General features: G+C 68.7%; 13 protein-coding genes and 1 pseudogene. 7 read left to right on the plus strand and 7 right to left on the minus strand.

Annotation, left to right across the window (positions count from 1 at the left end; all coding sequences use genetic code 11):
- Window positions 1-48 precede the first annotated feature (48 nt).
- Window positions 49-381 (plus strand): KGG domain-containing protein, encoded by a 333-nt coding sequence (locus tag NX782_RS12515; protein WP_258845801.1) that lies wholly within the window; start codon window positions 49-51, stop codon window positions 379-381.
- Between the two features lie 148 nt (window positions 382-529).
- Window positions 530-1,042 (plus strand): M48 metallopeptidase family protein, encoded by a 513-nt coding sequence (locus NX782_RS12520; protein WP_258845802.1) that lies wholly within the window; start codon window positions 530-532, stop codon window positions 1,040-1,042.
- Here NX782_RS12520 and NX782_RS12525 read toward each other — a convergent pair.
- A pseudogene (locus tag NX782_RS12525) lies at window positions 1,039-3,330 on the minus strand (FdhF/YdeP family oxidoreductase). The gene NX782_RS12520 and the pseudogene NX782_RS12525 overlap by 4 nt on opposite strands.
- A 271-nt stretch (window positions 3,331-3,601) precedes the next feature.
- On the opposite strand from NX782_RS12525, the gene NX782_RS12530 reads away from it, so the two are divergent.
- The gene (locus NX782_RS12530) at window positions 3,602-6,295 is read left to right on the plus strand and encodes a sensor domain-containing diguanylate cyclase (protein ID WP_258845803.1); all 2,694 of its coding nucleotides are present in this window, start codon (window positions 3,602-3,604) and stop codon (window positions 6,293-6,295) included.
- A 5-nt stretch (window positions 6,296-6,300) separates the two neighbouring features.
- Here the strand turns inward: NX782_RS12530 and NX782_RS12535 are convergent, their stop codons facing one another.
- The 3 genes from NX782_RS12535 to NX782_RS12545 form a co-directional block, all read right to left on the minus strand.
- The gene (locus tag NX782_RS12535) at window positions 6,301-7,626 is read right to left on the minus strand and encodes a PepSY-associated TM helix domain-containing protein (protein WP_258845804.1); all 1,326 of its coding nucleotides are present in this window, start codon (window positions 7,624-7,626) and stop codon (window positions 6,301-6,303) included.
- The gene (locus tag NX782_RS12540) at window positions 7,614-9,908 is read right to left on the minus strand and encodes a TonB-dependent receptor (RefSeq protein ID WP_258845805.1); all 2,295 of its coding nucleotides are present in this window, start codon (window positions 9,906-9,908) and stop codon (window positions 7,614-7,616) included. Before NX782_RS12540 ends, NX782_RS12535 begins: the two co-directional genes overlap by 13 nt.
- 128 nt (window positions 9,909-10,036) lie before the next feature.
- Entirely contained in the window at window positions 10,037-10,447 is a 411-nt protein-coding gene (locus NX782_RS12545; protein WP_258845806.1) for a DUF2946 domain-containing protein, read from the minus strand.
- A 180-nt stretch (window positions 10,448-10,627) separates the two neighbouring features.
- Between NX782_RS12545 and NX782_RS12550 the strand changes: the two genes are divergently transcribed.
- The 4 genes from NX782_RS12550 to NX782_RS12565 are packed head-to-tail and all read left to right on the plus strand — an operon-like array spanning window position 10,628 to window position 16,127.
- Window positions 10,628-11,893, plus strand: a complete 1,266-nt coding sequence (locus tag NX782_RS12550) for a hypothetical protein (protein WP_258845807.1) — start codon at window positions 10,628-10,630, stop codon at window positions 11,891-11,893.
- 1 nt (window position 11,894) lies between these two features.
- The gene (locus NX782_RS12555; protein WP_258845808.1) at window positions 11,895-12,338 is read left to right on the plus strand and encodes a phosphate ABC transporter substrate-binding protein; all 444 of its coding nucleotides are present in this window, start codon (window positions 11,895-11,897) and stop codon (window positions 12,336-12,338) included.
- Complete coding sequence (locus NX782_RS12560) at window positions 12,335-15,019, plus strand: bifunctional diguanylate cyclase/phosphodiesterase (protein WP_258845809.1); 2,685 nt, start codon at window positions 12,335-12,337, stop codon at window positions 15,017-15,019. The genes NX782_RS12555 and NX782_RS12560 overlap by 4 nt, the downstream gene beginning before the upstream one ends.
- Window position 15,020: 1 nt before the next feature.
- Window positions 15,021-16,127: a diguanylate cyclase gene (locus tag NX782_RS12565; RefSeq protein WP_258845810.1), complete on the plus strand. Its 1,107-nt coding sequence runs from the start codon at window positions 15,021-15,023 to the stop codon at window positions 16,125-16,127.
- 45 nt (window positions 16,128-16,172) lie between these two features.
- Here NX782_RS12565 and NX782_RS12570 read toward each other — a convergent pair whose 3' ends face one another.
- The 3 genes from NX782_RS12570 to NX782_RS12580 all read right to left on the minus strand — a co-directional run bounded on the left by NX782_RS12570 (window position 16,173) and on the right by NX782_RS12580 (window position 18,268).
- The gene (locus NX782_RS12570) at window positions 16,173-16,715 is read right to left on the minus strand and encodes an LOG family protein (RefSeq protein ID WP_258845811.1); all 543 of its coding nucleotides are present in this window, start codon (window positions 16,713-16,715) and stop codon (window positions 16,173-16,175) included.
- Window positions 16,712-17,392: a TetR/AcrR family transcriptional regulator gene (locus tag NX782_RS12575; protein WP_258845812.1), complete on the minus strand. Its 681-nt coding sequence runs from the start codon at window positions 17,390-17,392 to the stop codon at window positions 16,712-16,714. The genes NX782_RS12570 and NX782_RS12575 overlap by 4 nt, the downstream gene beginning before the upstream one ends.
- Window positions 17,393-17,467: 75 nt before the next feature.
- Window positions 17,468-18,268, minus strand: a complete 801-nt coding sequence (locus NX782_RS12580; RefSeq protein ID WP_258845813.1) for a response regulator — start codon at window positions 18,266-18,268, stop codon at window positions 17,468-17,470.
- Between the last annotated feature and the right edge of the window lie 45 nt (window positions 18,269-18,313).

The raw sequence follows: 18,313 nt of genomic DNA on the forward strand, positions 1-18,313 counted from the left end.
TGACGCTCTCGGGTTTGATTGTTCACCGACAGGCATAAGGAGATCGATATGGCGACAAGCAAGGAAGGCGGCAAGAGCGGGAGCTCGGGCGGCAACGAGCAGAAAAGCCAGCCTGCCAAGCGCGGTTTCGCTGCGATGGACCAGAACCAGCAGCGTCAAATCGCCAGCAAGGGAGGCCAGGCCGCGCACCAGAAGGGAACGGCGCACGAATTCGATTCAGAGGAAGCGCGCCGCGCAGGCCAGAAAGGCGGGGAAGTGGTGAGCCGCAACCGCGCCCACATGGCCGACATTGGCCGCAAGGGCGGGGAAAGCCGGCAATCGGCCAACCGCGCCGCGGCCGCCGCCAAGGGGGGTAACCGCCAGGGAGGCAAGGCGGAATAGCAAAGGAAGGCGGCAACGCCAGGCTCCTTGCCTGACCAGGGATGGCATCGCCGATGCCATCCCCTTACCGGTTGAACTGCACCGGCTCTTACCTGCCATGACCTGGGGGCGCACTCGCAGCGGCATCCTGTGCTAGAGTGCGCATCCCATGTCCGACCTGAAATACCTGAGCGCCTACCCCGCCCACCTGCTCGACCAGGTGCGCCGCCTGATCGACGGCGGCAAGCTGGCCGACCACCTGCGCAGCCGCTATCCGCACGCCCATGCCATCCGCACCGACAAGGCCTTGTACACCTACGTCCAGGACCTGAAGGATGACTACCTGCGCAATGCCGAGCCGGTCGCCAAGGTCGGCTTCGACAGCAAGATCGGCATCGTCCAGCAAGCCCTCGGCCTGCACACCGCCATCTCGCGCGTGCAGGGCAACAAGCTGAAGGCCAAGCACGAGATCCGCATCGGCAGCGTGTTCCGCGACGCCCCGCCCGAATTCCTGCGCATGATCGTCGTCCACGAACTGGCCCACCTGAAGGAAAAGCAGCACGACAAGGCCTTCTACAAGCTGTGCTGCTGGATGGAGCCGGACTATCACCAGTTCGAGTTCGATGTGCGCCTGTATCTGACGCAGCTGGAGCTGGGCGGCGAGCGGTTGTGGGCGCCCTAGAGGTGGCTGGCCTTGCCGCCTGAGGCCGCGCGCCGCAGCACCACCGGCACCGATTTATAGGACGGCGTGCCGCTCTGGCTGTCGTAATTGGCCAGCGCCACCAGCCCGTTCGCTTCCGGATAATAGGCCGCCACCGAGCCGCGCGCGATATCGAAGGCCACCGCCACGAAATCCCTGACGATGCGCGGCGCGCCGGCATGCTCGCATTCCGCCACCGCTTCGATGTCGATCAGGTCGCCGTGTTCGAGGCCCCGTTCGGCAAGGTCGGCCGCGTTGACGAAGACGACGTCGCGCCGGCCGGTGATGCCGCGGTAGCGGTCGTTCTTGCCGTAGATGGTCGTGTTGTACTGGTCGTGGCTGCGCACCGTGGCCAGCACCAGCGCGTCCTTCGCATCCTCGCGCGCCAGCGGGCGCTGGCGGGCGCTGTCGAAGACGATGAAATTGGCCTTGCCCGAGGCCGTGCGCCATTCGCGCCGTCCGGCCGGGATGTCGAGGCGGAAGCCGCGCGGCACCCGCACCCGCTCGTTGTAGTTGTCGAAGTCGGGGAACACGGCCTCGATCGCATCGCGGATGCGGCTGTAGTCGGCGATGTACCAATCCCAGTCGATCTTCGAATCCGGCAGCGTCGCCCTGGCGATGCCGGCCACGATGGCGGGTTCGGACTTGAGCAGGCTGGATGCCGGCGGCAGCGTGCCGCGCGAGGCATGCACCATCGACATCGAATCCTCGACCGTCACCGACTGCGGCCCGCTTTCCTGCATGTCGAGTTCGGTGCGCCCGAGGCAGGGCAGGATGAAGGTGTTCTTGCAGACCATCAGGTGCGAGCGGTTCAGCTTGGTGGCGATATGCACCGAGAGGTCGAGCTTGCGCATCGCCTCGTAACAGACTTCCGGATCGGGCATCGCGGTCGGCAGGTTGCCGCCGAGGCAGATCAGGGCCTTCGAGCGGCCGTCGCGCATCGCTTCGACCGCCGCCACCGCGCCGTGCCCGTGCTCGCGCGGCGCCTCGATGCCGAACACCCGCTCCAGCGCATCGAGAAAGCCCTGGCCCGGCATCTCGGTAATGCCCACCGTGCGGTCGCCCTGCACGTTGGAGTGGCCGCGCAAGGGGCAGATGCCGGCGCCTTCCTTGCCGATGTTCCCGCGCAGGAGCAGCAGGTTGGCCAGTTGCTGGACGTTGCCGGTGCCGTGGCGGTGCTGGGTGATGCCCATGCCGTAGCAGATGATCGGACGTTCGGCCTCGGCATAGATGGTGGCGGCGGCCTCGATGTCGGCGCGCGACAGGCCGGCAACCTCGACGATGTCGTCCCACGAGGTGGCCTCCAGGTCCGCCGCCAACGCCTCGAAGCCGGTCGTGTGCTCGCGGATGAAGTCGTGGTCGAGCGCATCCATCGCCAGCAGCGTCTTCATCATGCCCTTCAGCACCGCGGCGTCGCCGCCGATCTTCACCTGGTAATAATGGGAGGCGATCGGCACCGCCTTCCCGACCGTCATTTCGGCCGGGCTCTGCGGCGACTTGAAACGCTCCAGGCTGCGCTCCTTGAGTGGATTGAAGACCACGATCGGCGCGCGCCGCAGCGAGGCTTCGCGCAAGGTGGCGAGCATGCGCGGGTGGTTGGTGCCCGGATTGTGGCCGAACGAGAAGATCGCGTCGCAATGATGGAAGTCTTCGAGCGTCACGGTGCCCTTGCCGACGCCGATCGATTGCGGCAGGCCGACGCTGGTCGCCTCGTGGCACATGTTGGAGCAGTCCGGGAAGTTGTTGGTGCCGTATTCGCGCACGAACAACTGGTACAGGAAGGCCGATTCGTTGGACGCGCGGCCGGATGCATAAAACTCGGCCATGTTCGGGTCCGGCAGCTTGCGCAATGCCTCGCCGATGCGCCGGAACGCCTCATCCCAGGCGATCGGCACGAAGTGGTCGGTGGCGGCGTCATAGACCATCGGGTGGGTCAGGCGCCCTTCCCATTCGAGAAAAAAGTCCTCGCGCTGCCACAGTTCGCTGACGCTGTGCGCGGCGAAGAAGGCCGGTGTCACCCGCTTGTTGGTCGCTTCCCAGGACACGGCCTTGGCACCGTTTTCGCAGAATTCGAACGACGAGCCCTCGCGCGGATCGGGCCAGGCGCAGCCGGGGCAATCGAAACCATCTGGCTGGTTCACCTGCAGCATGATCGTGGTGCGGTTGGCCGACATCTCGCCGCGCAGCGCCTTGGCGACGGCTTGCAAGGCGCCCTAGCCGCCCGCGGGACCGCCGTATTCGCCGATGCCTGGTACTTCTTTCTTTCGCATACGTCCTACTTTGCAGTAGGGCGCATTTTGGCGGGCGCGGCGAGAATGTTAATTTCGAAAGCCGCAGGGAAACAATTGGCAGCCCGTTGCCGTCATTCCAACGCAGATATTGAACAGTCAAGGCGCCGGCGCAACACAATTCACAAAGTATCCTTGAGGAAATAGTTTCCATGCGGCACGCATGATAGGATGCACACATCGGCTGCCCCCGCCCCCGGCGCCGTGCTTTCCTCGGCCCTGACCCCGCCGTTCTCCTTCCGGATTACTGGCCATGCACCATCCCATCACCGCTACCGAACAAGACCGCCTCAAGGCCCTCGAATCGCTGGACGTCCTCGATACGCCGGCGGAACAACGCTTCGACCGCTTCACGCGCCTGGCTGCGCTCACCTTCGGCGTGCCGATCGCACTGGTGTCGCTGGTCGACGGCAGCCGCCAATGGTTCAAGTCGCGCTGCGGCATCGACGGGACAGAGCTGCCGCGTTCGGCGGCCTTCTGCAGCCACGTCGTGACCCAGGGCGAGATGATGGTGGTCGAGGATGCGACGCAGGACCCGCGCTTCGCCGGCAACCCGCTGGTCACGGGCGCGCCGCACATCCGCTTCTACGCCGGCCAGCCGCTGTTCAGCGATGGCCAGCCGGTCGGCACGCTGTGCATCGTCGACCGCGCGCCGCGCCGCTTCGACGCCGAGCAGCGCCAGGCGCTGCGCGACCTGGCCGACCTGGCCGAGGCGGAGCTGAACCACGTCAAGATGGCCACCGCGCGCCTGATGGCCGAGCAGGCACTGAAGGCGCTCAATGCCCAGCTCGAGCAGCGCGTGGCCGAGCGCACCGCCGAACTCGAATGCAAGCTCGGCGAACTGTCGCGCGAAAGCGCGCGCCGCAAGGAGGCCGAGGCTTCGCTGCAGCACAGCGAGGAATGGAACCGCACCATCGTCGCCACCTCGTACAATGGCTTCGTCGGTGTCGACGCCGAGGGCCGCATCGTCGAATGGAACCCGTCCGCCGAGCGCATCTTCGGCTGGCCGCGCGCACAGGCGCTGGGGCGCAGCCTGTCCGGACTGGTCGTGCCGCCGGCCCTGCGCGCGGCGCACGAAGCGGGCATGCGGCGCTGCATCGAGACCGGCCATGGCACGGTCCTGAACAGCAGGCTGGAGCTGCCGGCGCTGACCGCGAGCGGCCGCCAGATCACGGTCGAGATGACCCTCAGCAGCTACGAATGGCGGGGCAAGCGCTGCTTCGGCGCCTTCATGAACGACATTTCGGAGCGCATCCGCACCCGCCAGCAGCTCGAAGAGAAGCAGGAAATGCTGGACGCGATCCTGGAATCGATCGACGTCGGCGTGGTCGCCTGCGACGCGGTCGGCAACCTGTCGCTGTTCAATCGGGCGGCGCGCGCGATCATCGGGCGCGACATGAAGACGATCGTGCCGGCCGAGTGGTCGCAATACTATGGGATGTACCACGTCGACGGGCGCACGCCGCTGGCGATGGACGAGGTGCCGCTGGTGCGCGCGCTGAAGGGCGAGACCGTGCGCGACGAAGCGATCGTGATCGCCCCCGATGCCGCCGCGTCGCACAGCCTGCTGGTCAGCGGCCGGCCGCTGCGCGGCGTTTCCGGCCGCCCGCTGGGCGCGGTGGTGGTGATGAAGGACGTGACCGAGGCGAACGCCGCGCGCGAGCTGCTGGAACGCAGCGAAGGCCGCCTGCGCGCGCTCGCCGAAAACCTGCCGGCGATCATCGGCAAGGTCGACGCGGAGCGCCGCTTTGTGTTCTTGAACGGCCACGCACTGCAAAGCTATGGCAAGAGCGCCGACGCGCTGTTCGGCCAGGCCGTCGCCAGCGGCTACCGCCCCGACGACTACACCCGGCTGCTGCCCTGGATCGAGCGCGCAGAAGGCGGCGAGCAGGTCGACTTCGAGTATGTCGCCAGGATCGCCGATCGCGAGCAGCACTTCCAGTGCTGCTTCGTCCCCCAGCGCAGCGCCAGCGGCGCGCCGGCCGGCTTTTATGCGATGGCGGTTGACATCACCGAGCGCAAGCTGGGGGAGCTGCGCCAGGCCGAAAACGAAGAGCGGCTACGCACCATCACCGACAACGTGCCGGTGCTGATCGCCCACCTCGACGGCGCCCGCCGCTACGTGTTCGCAAACGCCGTGCACCAGTCCTGGCTGGGCAAGGCAGCGGGCCAGATCCTCGGCAAGACCATGGAAGAAGCCTTCGGCGCCGACTATGTCGCGCCCCAGGCCAAAGCGCTGGAGAAGGCCTGGCAGGGCCAGGCCTCGCAATGCGAGCACGAGATCGTGCGCAAGAAGCATACGCGCATCGCCCACACGACCTTCCTGCCGCAGCTGCGCGACGGTCAGGTGGTCGGGGTCTATGTGCTGACGCTGGACGCCACCGCCTCGCGCCTGCACGAGCGCAGCCTGCATGCGCTGGCCCATACCGACACACTGACCGGCCTGCCGAACCGCCGCCACTTCGAGAGCGCGCTGGAGAAGGCCACCGGGCGCAGCGCGCGGCCGGCGCGCGGCACCGCCCTGCTCTACCTCGACATCGACCACTTCAAGGCGATCAACGACCGCTACGGCCACGCGGTCGGCGACGCCGTGCTGGTCGAGTTCGCACGTCGGCTGGGCGGCGCGGTGCGCAACTCCGATCTGGTCTCGCGCTTGGCCGGCGACGAATTCACGGTGCTGCTGAACGACGTGGCCGGCGAAGCCGACGTCGAAGCGGTGGCGCGCAAGATCCTGGCCGCGATGCGCGCGCCCTTCGAACTGGAGGCCGTGGTGCTGCAGGTCCGGACCTCGGTCGGCGCGGCGCTCGCCGACCAGCCCGATCCGGACCCGGCGCGCCTGCTCGACACCGCCGACCGCGCCCTGTACAAGGCCAAGGAAGCCGGCCGCAATACCTTCGCCATGCTGCGGCTCGGGCGCAGTCAACGCCCGGCGCTGGTCCACGGCTGAGCCGCTCAGGCAGGCGCGGCGGCATCATGGCGGCGCCAGCCCAGCGCCGCTTCGATCGCCAGCACCACGGCCGCGCTCAGCGCCAGCAGCGGCATCAGCGCGCACAGCGCGAGGCCCAGCAGCACGGCGGCCGGCGGCGTCGCGCGCCAGGCGCCCGGCAGCAGTTTCGGCAAGCCCGGCAAGCCGGCGCGGCGGCGCTTGAAGAACATCACCCAACCGGACACCAGCGAGAACAGTACGCTGGCCGCGAACAGGAACAACAGCACCTGGTTCCAGACGCCCAGCTCGCCCCGGTGGAAGGGAATGCCGACCGCGCTGGCCTTGCCGAAGGCCGTCTGGCGCGCCCAGCCCGCGTGGTACAGCACCTGGCCGTCGTAGGCATTCAGCACCAGATCGAAGCGATTGCCCGGATGGCGGCGGTCGGCCGAACTGGCGCGCCACACGCCGTGCGGACCGCGCGGCGGCGTCAATTGCGGCGGCGTGTCCGGCACCAGCGTGCGCGTGCGGTCCCAGGCCTGCTGCCAGTTCAAGGGGGCGCCCTGGGGCATCGAATGCAGTCCGCCCGGCACCTGGGGCGAAGCCTGCCCGGCCCAGTCGCGCAGCGCCCGCACGTTCTCGCCGGCGTAGCGGCTCCAGGTGATGCCGGTCAGGACCATGGCCAGGCTCAGCACGCCCAGCAGCACGCCGAGGAAGGCATGCCATTGGCGCCAGCCCGCGCGCCCGCGCCGGCCGGCACGCGGCATCCCCGGCTGGCCGGGCCGCGGCCACCACAAATACACGCCCGTCAGCAGCATCACCAGCATCCAGCTGGCTCCCAGTTCGATCATCCAGCGCCATCCATCGCCCTGCAGCAGGCGCGAATGCAGGCGCCGCGCCCATTCGCTGAAGCGCTCCTGCTCGCGCTGGCTGCCGAGCACCTGGCCGCGGTAGGGGTCGACGAAGACGGTGATGCGCCCGGCACCCTGCCCCGGCCGCGGACTGGCCGCCGGCTGCCCGTGCCCCGCGTGCGCGCTGGCGCCCGGCGCCGGCCGGTCGAAGCTCACGCGCACCGCATCCTCGGCCCTGGCCGGCGGCACCACCGCCTGCACCTCGAGCCCGGCCGGCGCCGCCCGCCGCGCCGCCGCGACCGCCGCATCCAGCGGCAAGCGCGCCCCTTGCGGCGCGACCCGCTCCAGCTGCCCGTACAGCTGCGCCTCGATCTGCGGCGTGAAGATGTAGAGCAGGCCACTCAAGGTGGCGACCAGAACGAAGGGCGAGGCGATCAGCGCCGCCCAGAAGTGGATGCGCCAGAACAGGCTGCGGCGCTGCGCGCCCATGCTTACAGGTCCCATTTCAGCTCCGCGACCCAGGTGCGCTGGGGATAAGGGTGGAAGTTCCAGTACTTGTAGTTGTTCAGGTTGTCGATGCCGAGGGCCGCCGTCCACTGGCGGTCCAGCCGGTAGACCAGCCGCAGGTCGGTCGTGAAGTACTTGCTCGCGCCCTGGTAGGCGAAGCCGTTCGGGTCCGAATTGTCCAGGGTCGAGTACTGCCGGCCGCTGTAGCGCGCGGCAAGGGTGGCGGACAGGTGGTCGTCGACGCGCCAGGTCGCCTGCCCGGCCGCGCGCCACGCCGGAATGCGCGGCTGCCATTTGCCGACGCTGGCCGGGAACTTGTCGTTGCGCGCGATCTTCGAATCGGTCCAGGTGAGGCTGGCGTTCAGGTCCAGGCCGCGCAGCAGCAGGTCCGCCGCGCCGTAGGCGGCTTCGAGCCCTTTGGTCTCGATGCGGTCGACGTTCTGCACATTGGTCACATTCGGCAGGACCAGCACGTTCGTCTGCGAATACAGGGCGTCGCGGGTGCGCTCGCCGAAGGCCGTCAGGCGCAGCTGACCTGTCTCCAGTTTGCGTTCGGCGCTCAGCTCGCCGGTCCAGGATTGTTCGGGCTTCAGGTTCGGGTCGTTGTTGGTCAAGGTACCGGCCGCGTTGATGCCGCCCTGGTACAGCTCGGACACGGTGGGCATGCGCACGGCCCGCCCCAGCGAGGCCTTCAGCAGCCAGTCTTCGGTGAGCTGGAAGGCCAGCGCCGCCTTGGGCGACCAATAATGCTCGCTGCGGCTGCCGTGGCTGACCGTGGTGCTGGCGTTCGAGGTCCGGCCCTCGCGCGCTTGCCAATGCTCGGCGCGCAGGCCCAGCACCGTCTTCCAGCGCGGTGCGAACTTCCAGGTGTCCTGGGTATACAGCGCGTCTATCGTGGTGCGGCCGCTGAAAGCCTGGTTGCGCGCACCGGCGCTGCCGGCGATCCAGTCGGCGGTCGCGTTCTCGATGCTGCGCAAGCGGTAGGCTTCACGCTGCGCGCCGAACTCGGCGATGTGCGCACCGGCGGCGCCTGCGGGCCGCCACACGCCCTTGGCGGCGAAGGTATGCCAGCCGGTGCCATGCTGGTCGACGATGCGGCCGGCGCCGCCGCTGGCCGCCGCCGGCAGGGCGACGGTCGGCGCGCGCAGGATGTCGCGATCGTAGTCGTAAAGGCTGGCCGCGAGCTCCCAGTCGAACACGCCGCGCGTGTTGCTCTTGAGGGTCAAGCCGTGCATCAAGTGGCGCAGGTCTTCGTTGGACTGGTTGAAGTCCGCCGGCGCCAGCGCATAGGCGCGCCCGCCGATGTTCACCGTGCCGCTGGTGACTGGCTGGCCGCCGGCATCGCGCAAATAGGACTCGGGCCGGCCCTGCGCTTCGTTGTCCCACAGCCCGAACACCCAGGTTGCGCGCAAGGTCGGCGACAGGTCGTAGGCCAGCTTGGCCTTCAGGTGTTGCTGCGTCGTGTGGTAGCGCGTGGCCGCGCCGAGGATCAGCCAGTCGCGGCCGGTGCGGTCCTGACCCGGCACCGCACCGCTCACCGGCGTTCCGGCGCCGGATTCGACGGCGGCCGGGTAGCGGGTCGGGAAGGTCAGCGGCTGGCCGTCGCTCGAGAGGCGGCTCAGATCGAGATACCAGGACCAGGCGCCGGCGCGGTTGCCGAGCGCGATGCTGCCCTGGCGGCCGCGGTAGGTGTCATCGCTGCCATACAGCTTGAACGGCTGCCAGGAGGCCGCGAACTTCGCATGCGCCTCGAAGCGCGACGGCATGCGGGTCACGTAATCGACCACCGCGCCCACCGAGTTGCCGCCATAGGCCGCCGAGAACGGCCCGTACAGGACGTCGACGCGCTCGATCTCTTCCGGACTGACCATGCCCCAGCGCGGCGCGAAGCTGGCGCCGTTGCCGAGGTAGTTCGACAGCAGGATGCCGTCCGCGTACACCGCCGAGCGGGCGCTGTTGCCGGTGCCGGAAGCGCGGGTGGACAGCACCGCGTGGTTGTAGTCGCCGATGTAGCGCTTGCGCACCAGCAGGCTGGGGAGGTACTTCAGCGCGTCCTCGGCGTCGCTGGCATTGATGCCGCGGGCGATCTCGTCGCCGGTGATGGTTTCGATGGTGGTCGGGATCTGGGTCGGCAGCGAGGTCGGGTGCTTGCCGGTGACGATCACGGTGCCCATCTCCCGCGCCTGCTGCGGCGCTTCCTGCGCGAAGGCGCCGGAGCTTGCGGCGGCCAGCGTCGTCAGGGTCCATAGCGGTGCCCTCGATGGTCTTCGATTCTTCATTCCTGTTCCTGTTTCAGTCGCCCGAAGGGGCAGTCGGCGCACGTCAAGGCATACCGAAGCGCATCCCGATGCGGGCGGCGCCGGATGGCAGACGTGCGGTTCGATGCGGGCGGCGCGGGGCCGCGGGATCAGGCGGCGGGCGGCGCGCGCGGCTGCGCAGGCGACCACAGGAACAGCGGACGCGAGGAATGGTAGTAAAGCGGCGGATAGACGTCGCGGCCGGCTGCCGCGGCGAAGGCGATGGCAGACGGCGGCGGCAGCCCGTGCGATGCCGCATGGGACACACAATAGCCGCAGTGGTTCATGGCTTTGTGCAGTTTGCCGGCCTCATCGCCGTCCTGCCCGTCCGTCGGCGTGGCCAGGGGCATCGTTGTCATGCCCAGCGCGGTGCAGACCTCCAGCGTCATGACCACCGGCGCCGGCGTGGCGGCCTGCATCGCATGCGACACCAGCGGCGCGAACGCATTGAACAGGATGGCCAGGCAGGCGATCCAGACCATGCGTGCGCGTACGAAACGATGCCGTGTCGGGGTATGCATGCTTGCATTATAGGCCACAGTCCGGAAGGCCGCGCTTCGTTGCCATTGAACAACAAATATTGCAGCTCATTGGCTGGCGTTAGAAGTTATCTATCGACTTTCGGTTTCCCTCCGTATAAAGTCAATTTGGCGCTTCTTGCGCCCGCTTTAGTTTATCCCCGCAGTCGAGAAGGCAAAGTAATGCAGCAACACCCTTCGGGTCGCCTCCTGTTCTTTCCCCTGTTCGCGTTCGCCATGCTGCTCGGCGGCGGCGCCCGTGCGCAGGATGACGCGGCCGGCAAGTCCGGCAGGCCAGGCTGGGCCATTTCCGGCTTCGGCACCATCGGCGTGGCGCACGCCAGCGAGCGCAACGCCGACTACACGGCCAGCGTCCTGAAGGTCGATGGCGCCGGCGCGACCCGCAACTGGAGCCCGAACGTCGACAGCCGCCTCGGCGCGCAGATCGATGCACGCCTCGGCCGGCACTGGTCGGCGGTGCTGCAGGTGGTCAGCGAGCAGGGGCTCGACAACAGCTACCGTCCGCGCATCGAATGGGCCAACGTCAAGTACCAGGCCACGCCGGACCTGGCCCTGCGCCTGGGCCGCATCGCGCTGCCGATGTTCCTGGCCGCCGACTATCGCAAGGTCGGCTACGCCTACCCGTGGGTGCGGCCGCCGGTCGAGACCTACAATTCGCTGCCCTTCACCAGCAGCGACGGCGTCGACGCCAGCTGGCGCTGGAGCGCGGGCCCGGTGCGCAATGCCTCGCAGCTGTTCTACGGCCGCGACAAGGTCTCGCCGGCCGGGGATCTGAACGCCTACGGCCGCGGCATCGTCGGCTTCTCCAACACCAGCGACTGGGGTGCGCTCAGCCTGCGCGCCAACCTGGTCCGCACCGAGGCCACGACCGATATCGGCGCAGCGCTGTTCCAGGCCTTCGAGGCTGCCGGTCCGGCGGGCGCCGCGATCGCGCGCCGCTACCGGATCGACCACAAGCGCGCCATCGTCGGCAGCATCGGCATGGACTACGACCCGGGCCGCTGGTTCCTGATGGCGGAAGCCAGCCGCACCCACACCGAGTCGCTGCTCGGCGCCACCCGCAGCCTTTACGCCAGCGCGGGCCTGCGCCTGGGTTCCCTGACGCCCTACCTGATCGCATCGCGCGTGCGCGCCACCAGCGCCACCCGCGACGATGGCCTGCCGACACGCGGCCTGCCGCCCGCGCTGGCAGGCCAGGTGGCCGGGTTGAACGACGCCCTGAATGTGCTGTTGGCCACCATCGCGCAACAGGACACCGCGGCCGCCGGCCTGCGCTGGGATCTGGCCACCAATACCGCCCTCAAGCTGCAATACGACCGTGTCACCCCGCGCGACGGTTCGCGCGGCACCCTGATCAACCTGACGCCCGCCTTCCGCTCCGGCCAGACGGCCCATGTGGCCAGCGTCGCACTCGATTTCGTGTACTAGGATGCGGCGCGGACCTTTCCAGCGCCTGGTGGCAGGCGCCGTTTTCTTTCTGCTGGCCGGCGCCGGCGCCCAGGCCGGCGCCGCCGACCTGGTGGTCATCGTCTCGGCCAGGAGCCAGGTGAACGCGCTGCGTCCGGACCAGGTGGCCGCGATCTTCCTCGGCCAGACCGCGCGCTTCCCCGACGGCGACGAGGCAGTGCCGCTCGACCTGCCGCTCGGTTCGCCCCTGCGCAACGAGTTCTACGAGCGCGTCGCCAACAAGTCCCCGGCCCTGCTGAAGGCCCATTGGTCGAAGATGGTGTTCACCGGCCACGGCCAGCCGCCCGGCGAAGCGCGCGACAGCGCCGCGGTGCGGCGCCGGGTCGCCGAGAATCCCGAGCTGATCGGCTACATCGAACGCAGCGCGCTGGACGCCAGCGTGCGCGCGGTACTGGTGGTGCGATGATGGACGCGAACCGCTCCACCGCGCGCCGCTTCGGCCGCGTGCTCGAGACCCACATCGCGCTGCCGCTGTTCGCGCTGCTGCCCCTGATCGCGATCTGGATCGCCACCTTCCACTTCATCGCCGCCGAACGCGACGCCGCCATCGCCGCCGCACGCGACAACGCGCGCGAACAGGTCGATACCTACGAAGCGCAGATGGTGCGCAGCCTGACCGCGATCGACCAGACCCTGAAGGTGCTCAAATATGCGGTCGAACAGCACGGTGCCGACGGCGCGCTCGACGCCCTGCGCCGCCAGGGCCTGCTGCCGCCCTCGCTGGTGTTCGTGGCCGGCATCGCCGACCGTGACGGCAGGATGGTGGCCAGCAATCCGCCCCTGAAGCCGCTCGACATCTCGCGCGAGCGCTATTTCAGCGTGCATCGCGACGGCGAGACCACGATGCCGGCCGTGAGCCGCGCCGTCGGCGACGCCGCCAAGCTGGAACCGCACCTGCATTTCACGCGCCGCATCAACGACGCCGCCGGCCGCTTCGCCGGGGTTGCCCTCGTCGCCGTCGATCCGGCCTACTTCACCAGCGCCTACGAACACTCGCGCGAAGGGGAACTCGGCATGATCGGCCTGATCGGCGACGACGGCGTGGCGCGCGCGCTGCGCGTCGGCGACCGGGTCTCCTGGGGCCAGCAGGTCGCGCTCGATCGCATCGGCGACGATGCCATCGATCCGCATCCGACCGCGCCCGATGGCGTGGTGCGCTATGCCAGCGTGCGCCGCCTGCACGGTTTTCCGCTGTCGGCCGTGATCGGCCTGGCCGAGAGCGAGCAGATGGCGCAGTACAAGCGGAATCGCGGCAAGTACATCGTGGCCGCGCTGACCGGCAGTGCCCTGCTGATCGCCGTGGTCGGCCTGATCAGCGCCTGGTCCTGGCAGCTGGCCAAGGCGCGGCGCCGCGAGCGGCGCGCCCAGGCGACCTATGCGGCCGCCTCGGAAGCCAGCCTGGACGCCTTCTTCGTGCTGCGCAGCGTGACCGACGCCGACGGCCACGTGACCGACTTCCTGATCGAGGAAACCAACTCGCGCGCCGAACAGGTGACCGGCATCCGCAAGGCGGACATGCTCGGCCGCCTGGTCGGCGACATGCTGCCCTTCTACCGCGTGAACGGCATGTACGAGGAACTGCTGTCGGTGGTGGTCGACGGCAAGGCGGTCGAAACCGAATGGCAGGCCGCGACCTCGCCCGCGGTCGGCCGCTGGCTGCAGCGCCAGATCGTGCCGGTCGACGGCGGCGCGGTCGTCACCGTGCGCGACATCACCGAGCGCAAGCTGGCCGAGGAACGGATCCGCCACCTGGCCCACCACGACGAGCTGACCGGCCTGCCGAACCGCAGCCTGATCCGCGACCGCCTCGACCAGGCGGTGCTGAACGCCCAGCGCAACGGCAAGCACCTGGCGCTGGCCTTCGTCGACCTGGACGGCTTCAAGCTGGTCAACGATGGCCTCGGCCACAGCGCCGGCGACGAGCTGCTCAAGGAAGTCGGGCGCCGCATGCAGGCCTGCCTGCGCCGCAACGACACCCTCGGCCGCCTGGGCGGCGACGAGTTCGTGATCCTGCTGCCGGACGTGTCCGGCGAGCCGCTGGCGATCACGCCGGTGCTGGAAAAGATCCGCCAGGCGGTGACCGAGCCGGTGCAGATCGGCGACCAGGCGGTGCAGGTCACCTGCAGCATGGGCGTGGTGATGTACCCGCGCGACGGCGACGACCCCAAGACCCTGATGATGAACGCCGATGCCGCGATGTACCGCGCCAAGGACCTGGGCAGCGACAACTTCCAGTTCTACACCCGCGAGATGAACGCCAGCGTCGAGGAAAAGCTGATGCTGCTGGAAGGGATGCGCAAGGCCTTCGATTCGACCCAGGCGGCGTCCGGCATCGCGCATGCGCCGGCCGGCCACTTCTTCCTGATGTACCAGCCCAAGGTCGACCTGCGCACCGGCCGCATCTTCGGGGTCGAGGCCCTGATCCGCTGGCGCCATCCGGAGCACGGGATGGTGCCGCCGCCGCGCTTCATCGGCCTGGCCGAGGAATCGGGCCTGATCGTCGCGATCGGCGAATGGGTGCTGCGCACCGCCTGCCGCCAGGCCCGGCTCTGGGCCGATGCCGGCCTCGATCCGCTGACGGTGTCGGTCAACGTGTCGGCCCGCCAGTTCGAGGAAAAGCACCTGGTCGAACGCATCGCCGTGGCGCTGCGCGACACCGGCCTGCCGCCCTGCGCGCTGGAGCTGGAAGTGACCGAGAGCCTCCTGATGCGCGACATGCAGCAGGCCGTCGAACGCATGCGCGAGCTGAAGGCGATGGGCGTCTCGCTGTCGATCGACGATTTCGGCACCGGCTATTCGAGCCTGTCGGCGCTGAAGTCCTTCCCGATCAGTACCCTGAAGATCGACAAATCCTTTGTGCGCGACCTCGCCCACAGCCTCGACGACCAGGCGATCGCGCTGGCCGTGATCTCGCTCGGCCACCGCCTGAACCTGCGCGTGATCGCCGAGGGCGTGGAGACCGGGGAGCAGCGCGAATTCCTGGCCGCCAACGAGTGCGACGAGATGCAGGGCTACCTGTTCTCGCCGCCGGTGCCGGCCGAACGCATCACCGAGATGCTGCAGGCCCAGGCCCGCAGGGTGGCCTGACATGGGACCGGCCGCGCTGTCCCGACTGCTGTTCGGCGCCGAGCCCAAGCTGCGCCGAATGATGTACTACTGGGGCGCGACGGCGGCGCTGTACACCGTGTTCGTCGGCCTGCTGACCGACGCCGGCGAGCGCGGCCTCATCGACCGCGGCGATGCGCTCGGGCTGGCCGCGTACACCGCCGCCGGCATCGTCGGGTCCTACCTGCTCGTGCGGCTGGGCGCCAGGTTCGGGCTGGCGCCGACCGGCGCCGCCGCGCTGCAGGCGGTGTTCGGCATCAGCTGCAACATGTGGGCGTATTCGATTACCGGGCCCCTGCGCGGCGCCACGCTGATGGGATTGATGGTCGTGGTGGTGTTCTGCACCTTCGCGCTGCGTCCGCGCCAGACCCTGGCGCTGACCGCCGTCGGCCTGGCCGCCATGGGCGCCACGATGTGGTGGCACCAGGCCCACGACCCGCTGCATTATCCGCCGCTGGTGGAAGGCCTGACCTTCGCCATCATGGCCGGCTGCTCGATGACGGTGACCCTGCTGACCGGCGAGGCCAGCAAGCTGCGCGCACGCCTGAAAGCGCAGAAGGAAGACCTGGTCACGGCGCTGGACACGATCCGCACCCTGGCCACGGTGGACGAACTGACGGCGCTGTCGAACCGGCGCCACATGAACGAGATGCTGGCCCAGGAAGAGCGGCGCCACGGCGCCGGCATGCCGGGCCGCGACACCTGCATCGCCCTGCTCGACATCGACTTCTTCAAGCAGATCAATGACCGCCACGGCCACGCCACCGGCGACGAGGTGCTGCGCAGCTTCGCGCAGGCCGCGCGCGCCGAACTGCGTGCCGGCGACGTGCTGGCGCGCTGGGGCGGCGAGGAATTCCTGCTGATGCTGCCCGACACCGAAGAAGCCGCGGCGCTGGCGGTGGTCGAGCGCATCCGCGCCCGGGTCGCACTCCTGCAGTTCGAAGGGATGGCGCCGGAGCGCCGCATCAGCTTCTCGGCGGGCCTGACCGCGCGCCGCGGCACCGAGGCGCTGGCCGATACCGTCAATCGCGCCGACAAGGCGCTCTACCAAGCCAAGTCGTCGGGACGCGATAGGACCGTGGTGGCGTAGGGCGGGCGCGGCCGGCGTAGGCACCCCGTGCCCACCCTACCCCGATCAGCGCGTGGCCATCAGGCGCGTCACCAGCGCGTCCGGATCGGCGTCCATCGTCAGCAGCGCGGCATGGGCCGGGCGCACGAAGCCCTGCTCCACCATGTGGCCGACGAAGCTGGCCAGGCCATCGTAGAAGCCTTTCGCGTTCAGCAGGCCGATCGGCTTGGCGTGGATGCCCAGCTGGGCCCAGGTCACCATCTCGAACAGCTCTTCCAGCGTACCCATCCCGCCCGGCATGGCGATGAAACCGTCCGCCAGGTTCGACATCATGGCTTTGCGCTCGTGCATGTCCTTGACCACGAACTGGCGCGTCAGGCCGGTGTGGCCGACTTCGCGCTCGAGCAGCGCGCGCGGGATCACGCCGGTGACTTCGCCGCCAAGGCGCAGCACTTCATCAGCGATCACACCCATCAGGCCGACCTTGCCGCCGCCGTAGACCAGGCCGATATTGTGTTCGACCAGCACGCGGGCCAGGCCGCGCGCAGCCTCGGCGTACAGAGGATCGGCGCCGGGCGAGGCGCCGCAGTAGACAGCGATGGCTTTCATGCTTTTCCTTCGGGGGGCAACTGCTTCAGGTAGTCTTCGGACAGGCGCTGGAACAGCTCCCGGGTTTCGCCGCGCAGGTAGGGGCCGACCATCGACAACACCTGGTAGCAGCCGCGCGCGAGGGCATCGGCGATCGCCTGCTGCTCGCTGTACTTGCGCGGGTTGCGCACATATTCGTAGGACAGCCAGTAGGTCGCCACCACCACCATGTTGGTGGCCATCGCGCCGATCTGGGCTTCGCCGGCTTCCAGCGAGCCTTCGCTACGCAGGTCTTCGCAGAGCTGGCGCGCGACCTTGATCTTGTGCGCCAGGATGGCCTTGAAGTGCAGCTCCAGCTTGCGGTTGCGCGACAGCAGGTCGTTCAGGTCGCGGTAGAAAAAGCGATAGCGCCAGATCAGTTCGAACATCATGCGCAGGTAGAGCCAGACGTCCTCCAGGTTCGAGCGGCGCCCGGCCGGCACGGTCAGCATGCGCCCGATCTCGGCTTCGAACTGGGCGAAGATCGAATTGACGATGTCGTCCTTGTTCCGGAAGTGGTAATACAAATTCCCCGGAGAGATGTTCATCTCTTCGGCGATCACGGTGGTCGTGATGTTCGGCTCGCCAAATTCATTGAACAGCCTGAGCGACAGTTCGAGAATCCGTTCGCGGGTCCGGCGGGGCGCTTTCTGTTGCATGGAAGACGGCATGGTTGAAATCACCCGCAAGGATAACACCGACGCCGCGCCGCGGCCATATCGGCGGGGTCCGGCCTAGTGCCGGCCGGCGCGTTCGCGCTGCAGGGCGAAGGCGGCGCGCAGGTCCTCGCGCAGCGCACCCGCGACCCAGGGCTTGACCAGGTGGCGGTCGACCAGGCCGGCGGCGCAGGCACGGTCGATCGCTTCCAGCTCCGAAGGTCCGGACAGGCCGGACAGGATCAGGCGCACGGTGCGCGGCCAGGCGCGGCACACGCGGGCCATCAGGTCGGTGCCCTGCATGCCGGGCATGGACTGGTCGGACAGCACCACATCGACCGGGTGGCGCTCCAGCAGCGCCAGCGCTTCCTCGCCGGAGCCGGCGCTGAGGATGCGCCAGGGTTCGCTGTCGAGGGCATCGACCAGCACGTCGCGCATGAAGGCATCGTCGTCGACCACCAGCAGGGTCGGCAGGCCGGACGGCGCGTCCGCGCCGGCTGCATCGGCCGCCGGCGCCGGCAGGAAGGCCTCGACCTCGGCGACGAAGCTGGCCGGCTCGATCGGCTTGCACAGGTAGCCGTCGAAGCCGGCGGCGCGTACCCGCTCGCGGTCGCCGTCGAGGGCCAGCGCGCTGACGGCCACCAGCGGCATCCGCGCGCAGACTGGATCGGCCTTCAGTGCGCGCGCCACCGCGTAGCCATCCAGCGAGGGCAGGCGCAGGTCGCAGACCACGAGGTCGGGCCGGCTGTCGAGCGCCAGGCGCAGGCCGCGGGCGCCATCGTCGGCGCCGGCCACCGTGTGCCCGGCTTCCCGCAGCAGCATCGCCATCAACTCGCTGGTGGGAAGATCGTCTTCGACGATGAGAATGCGCGCGGACATGGCCTGTCTCCCTGGGACCGTTGGTGTCGTTTGTATTGACTTTAA

Origin of the sequence: Massilia norwichensis (genome assembly GCF_024753245.1) — a bacterium.
In the GTDB taxonomy this organism is placed as follows: domain Bacteria; phylum Pseudomonadota; class Gammaproteobacteria; order Burkholderiales; family Burkholderiaceae_D; genus Telluria; species Telluria norwichensis.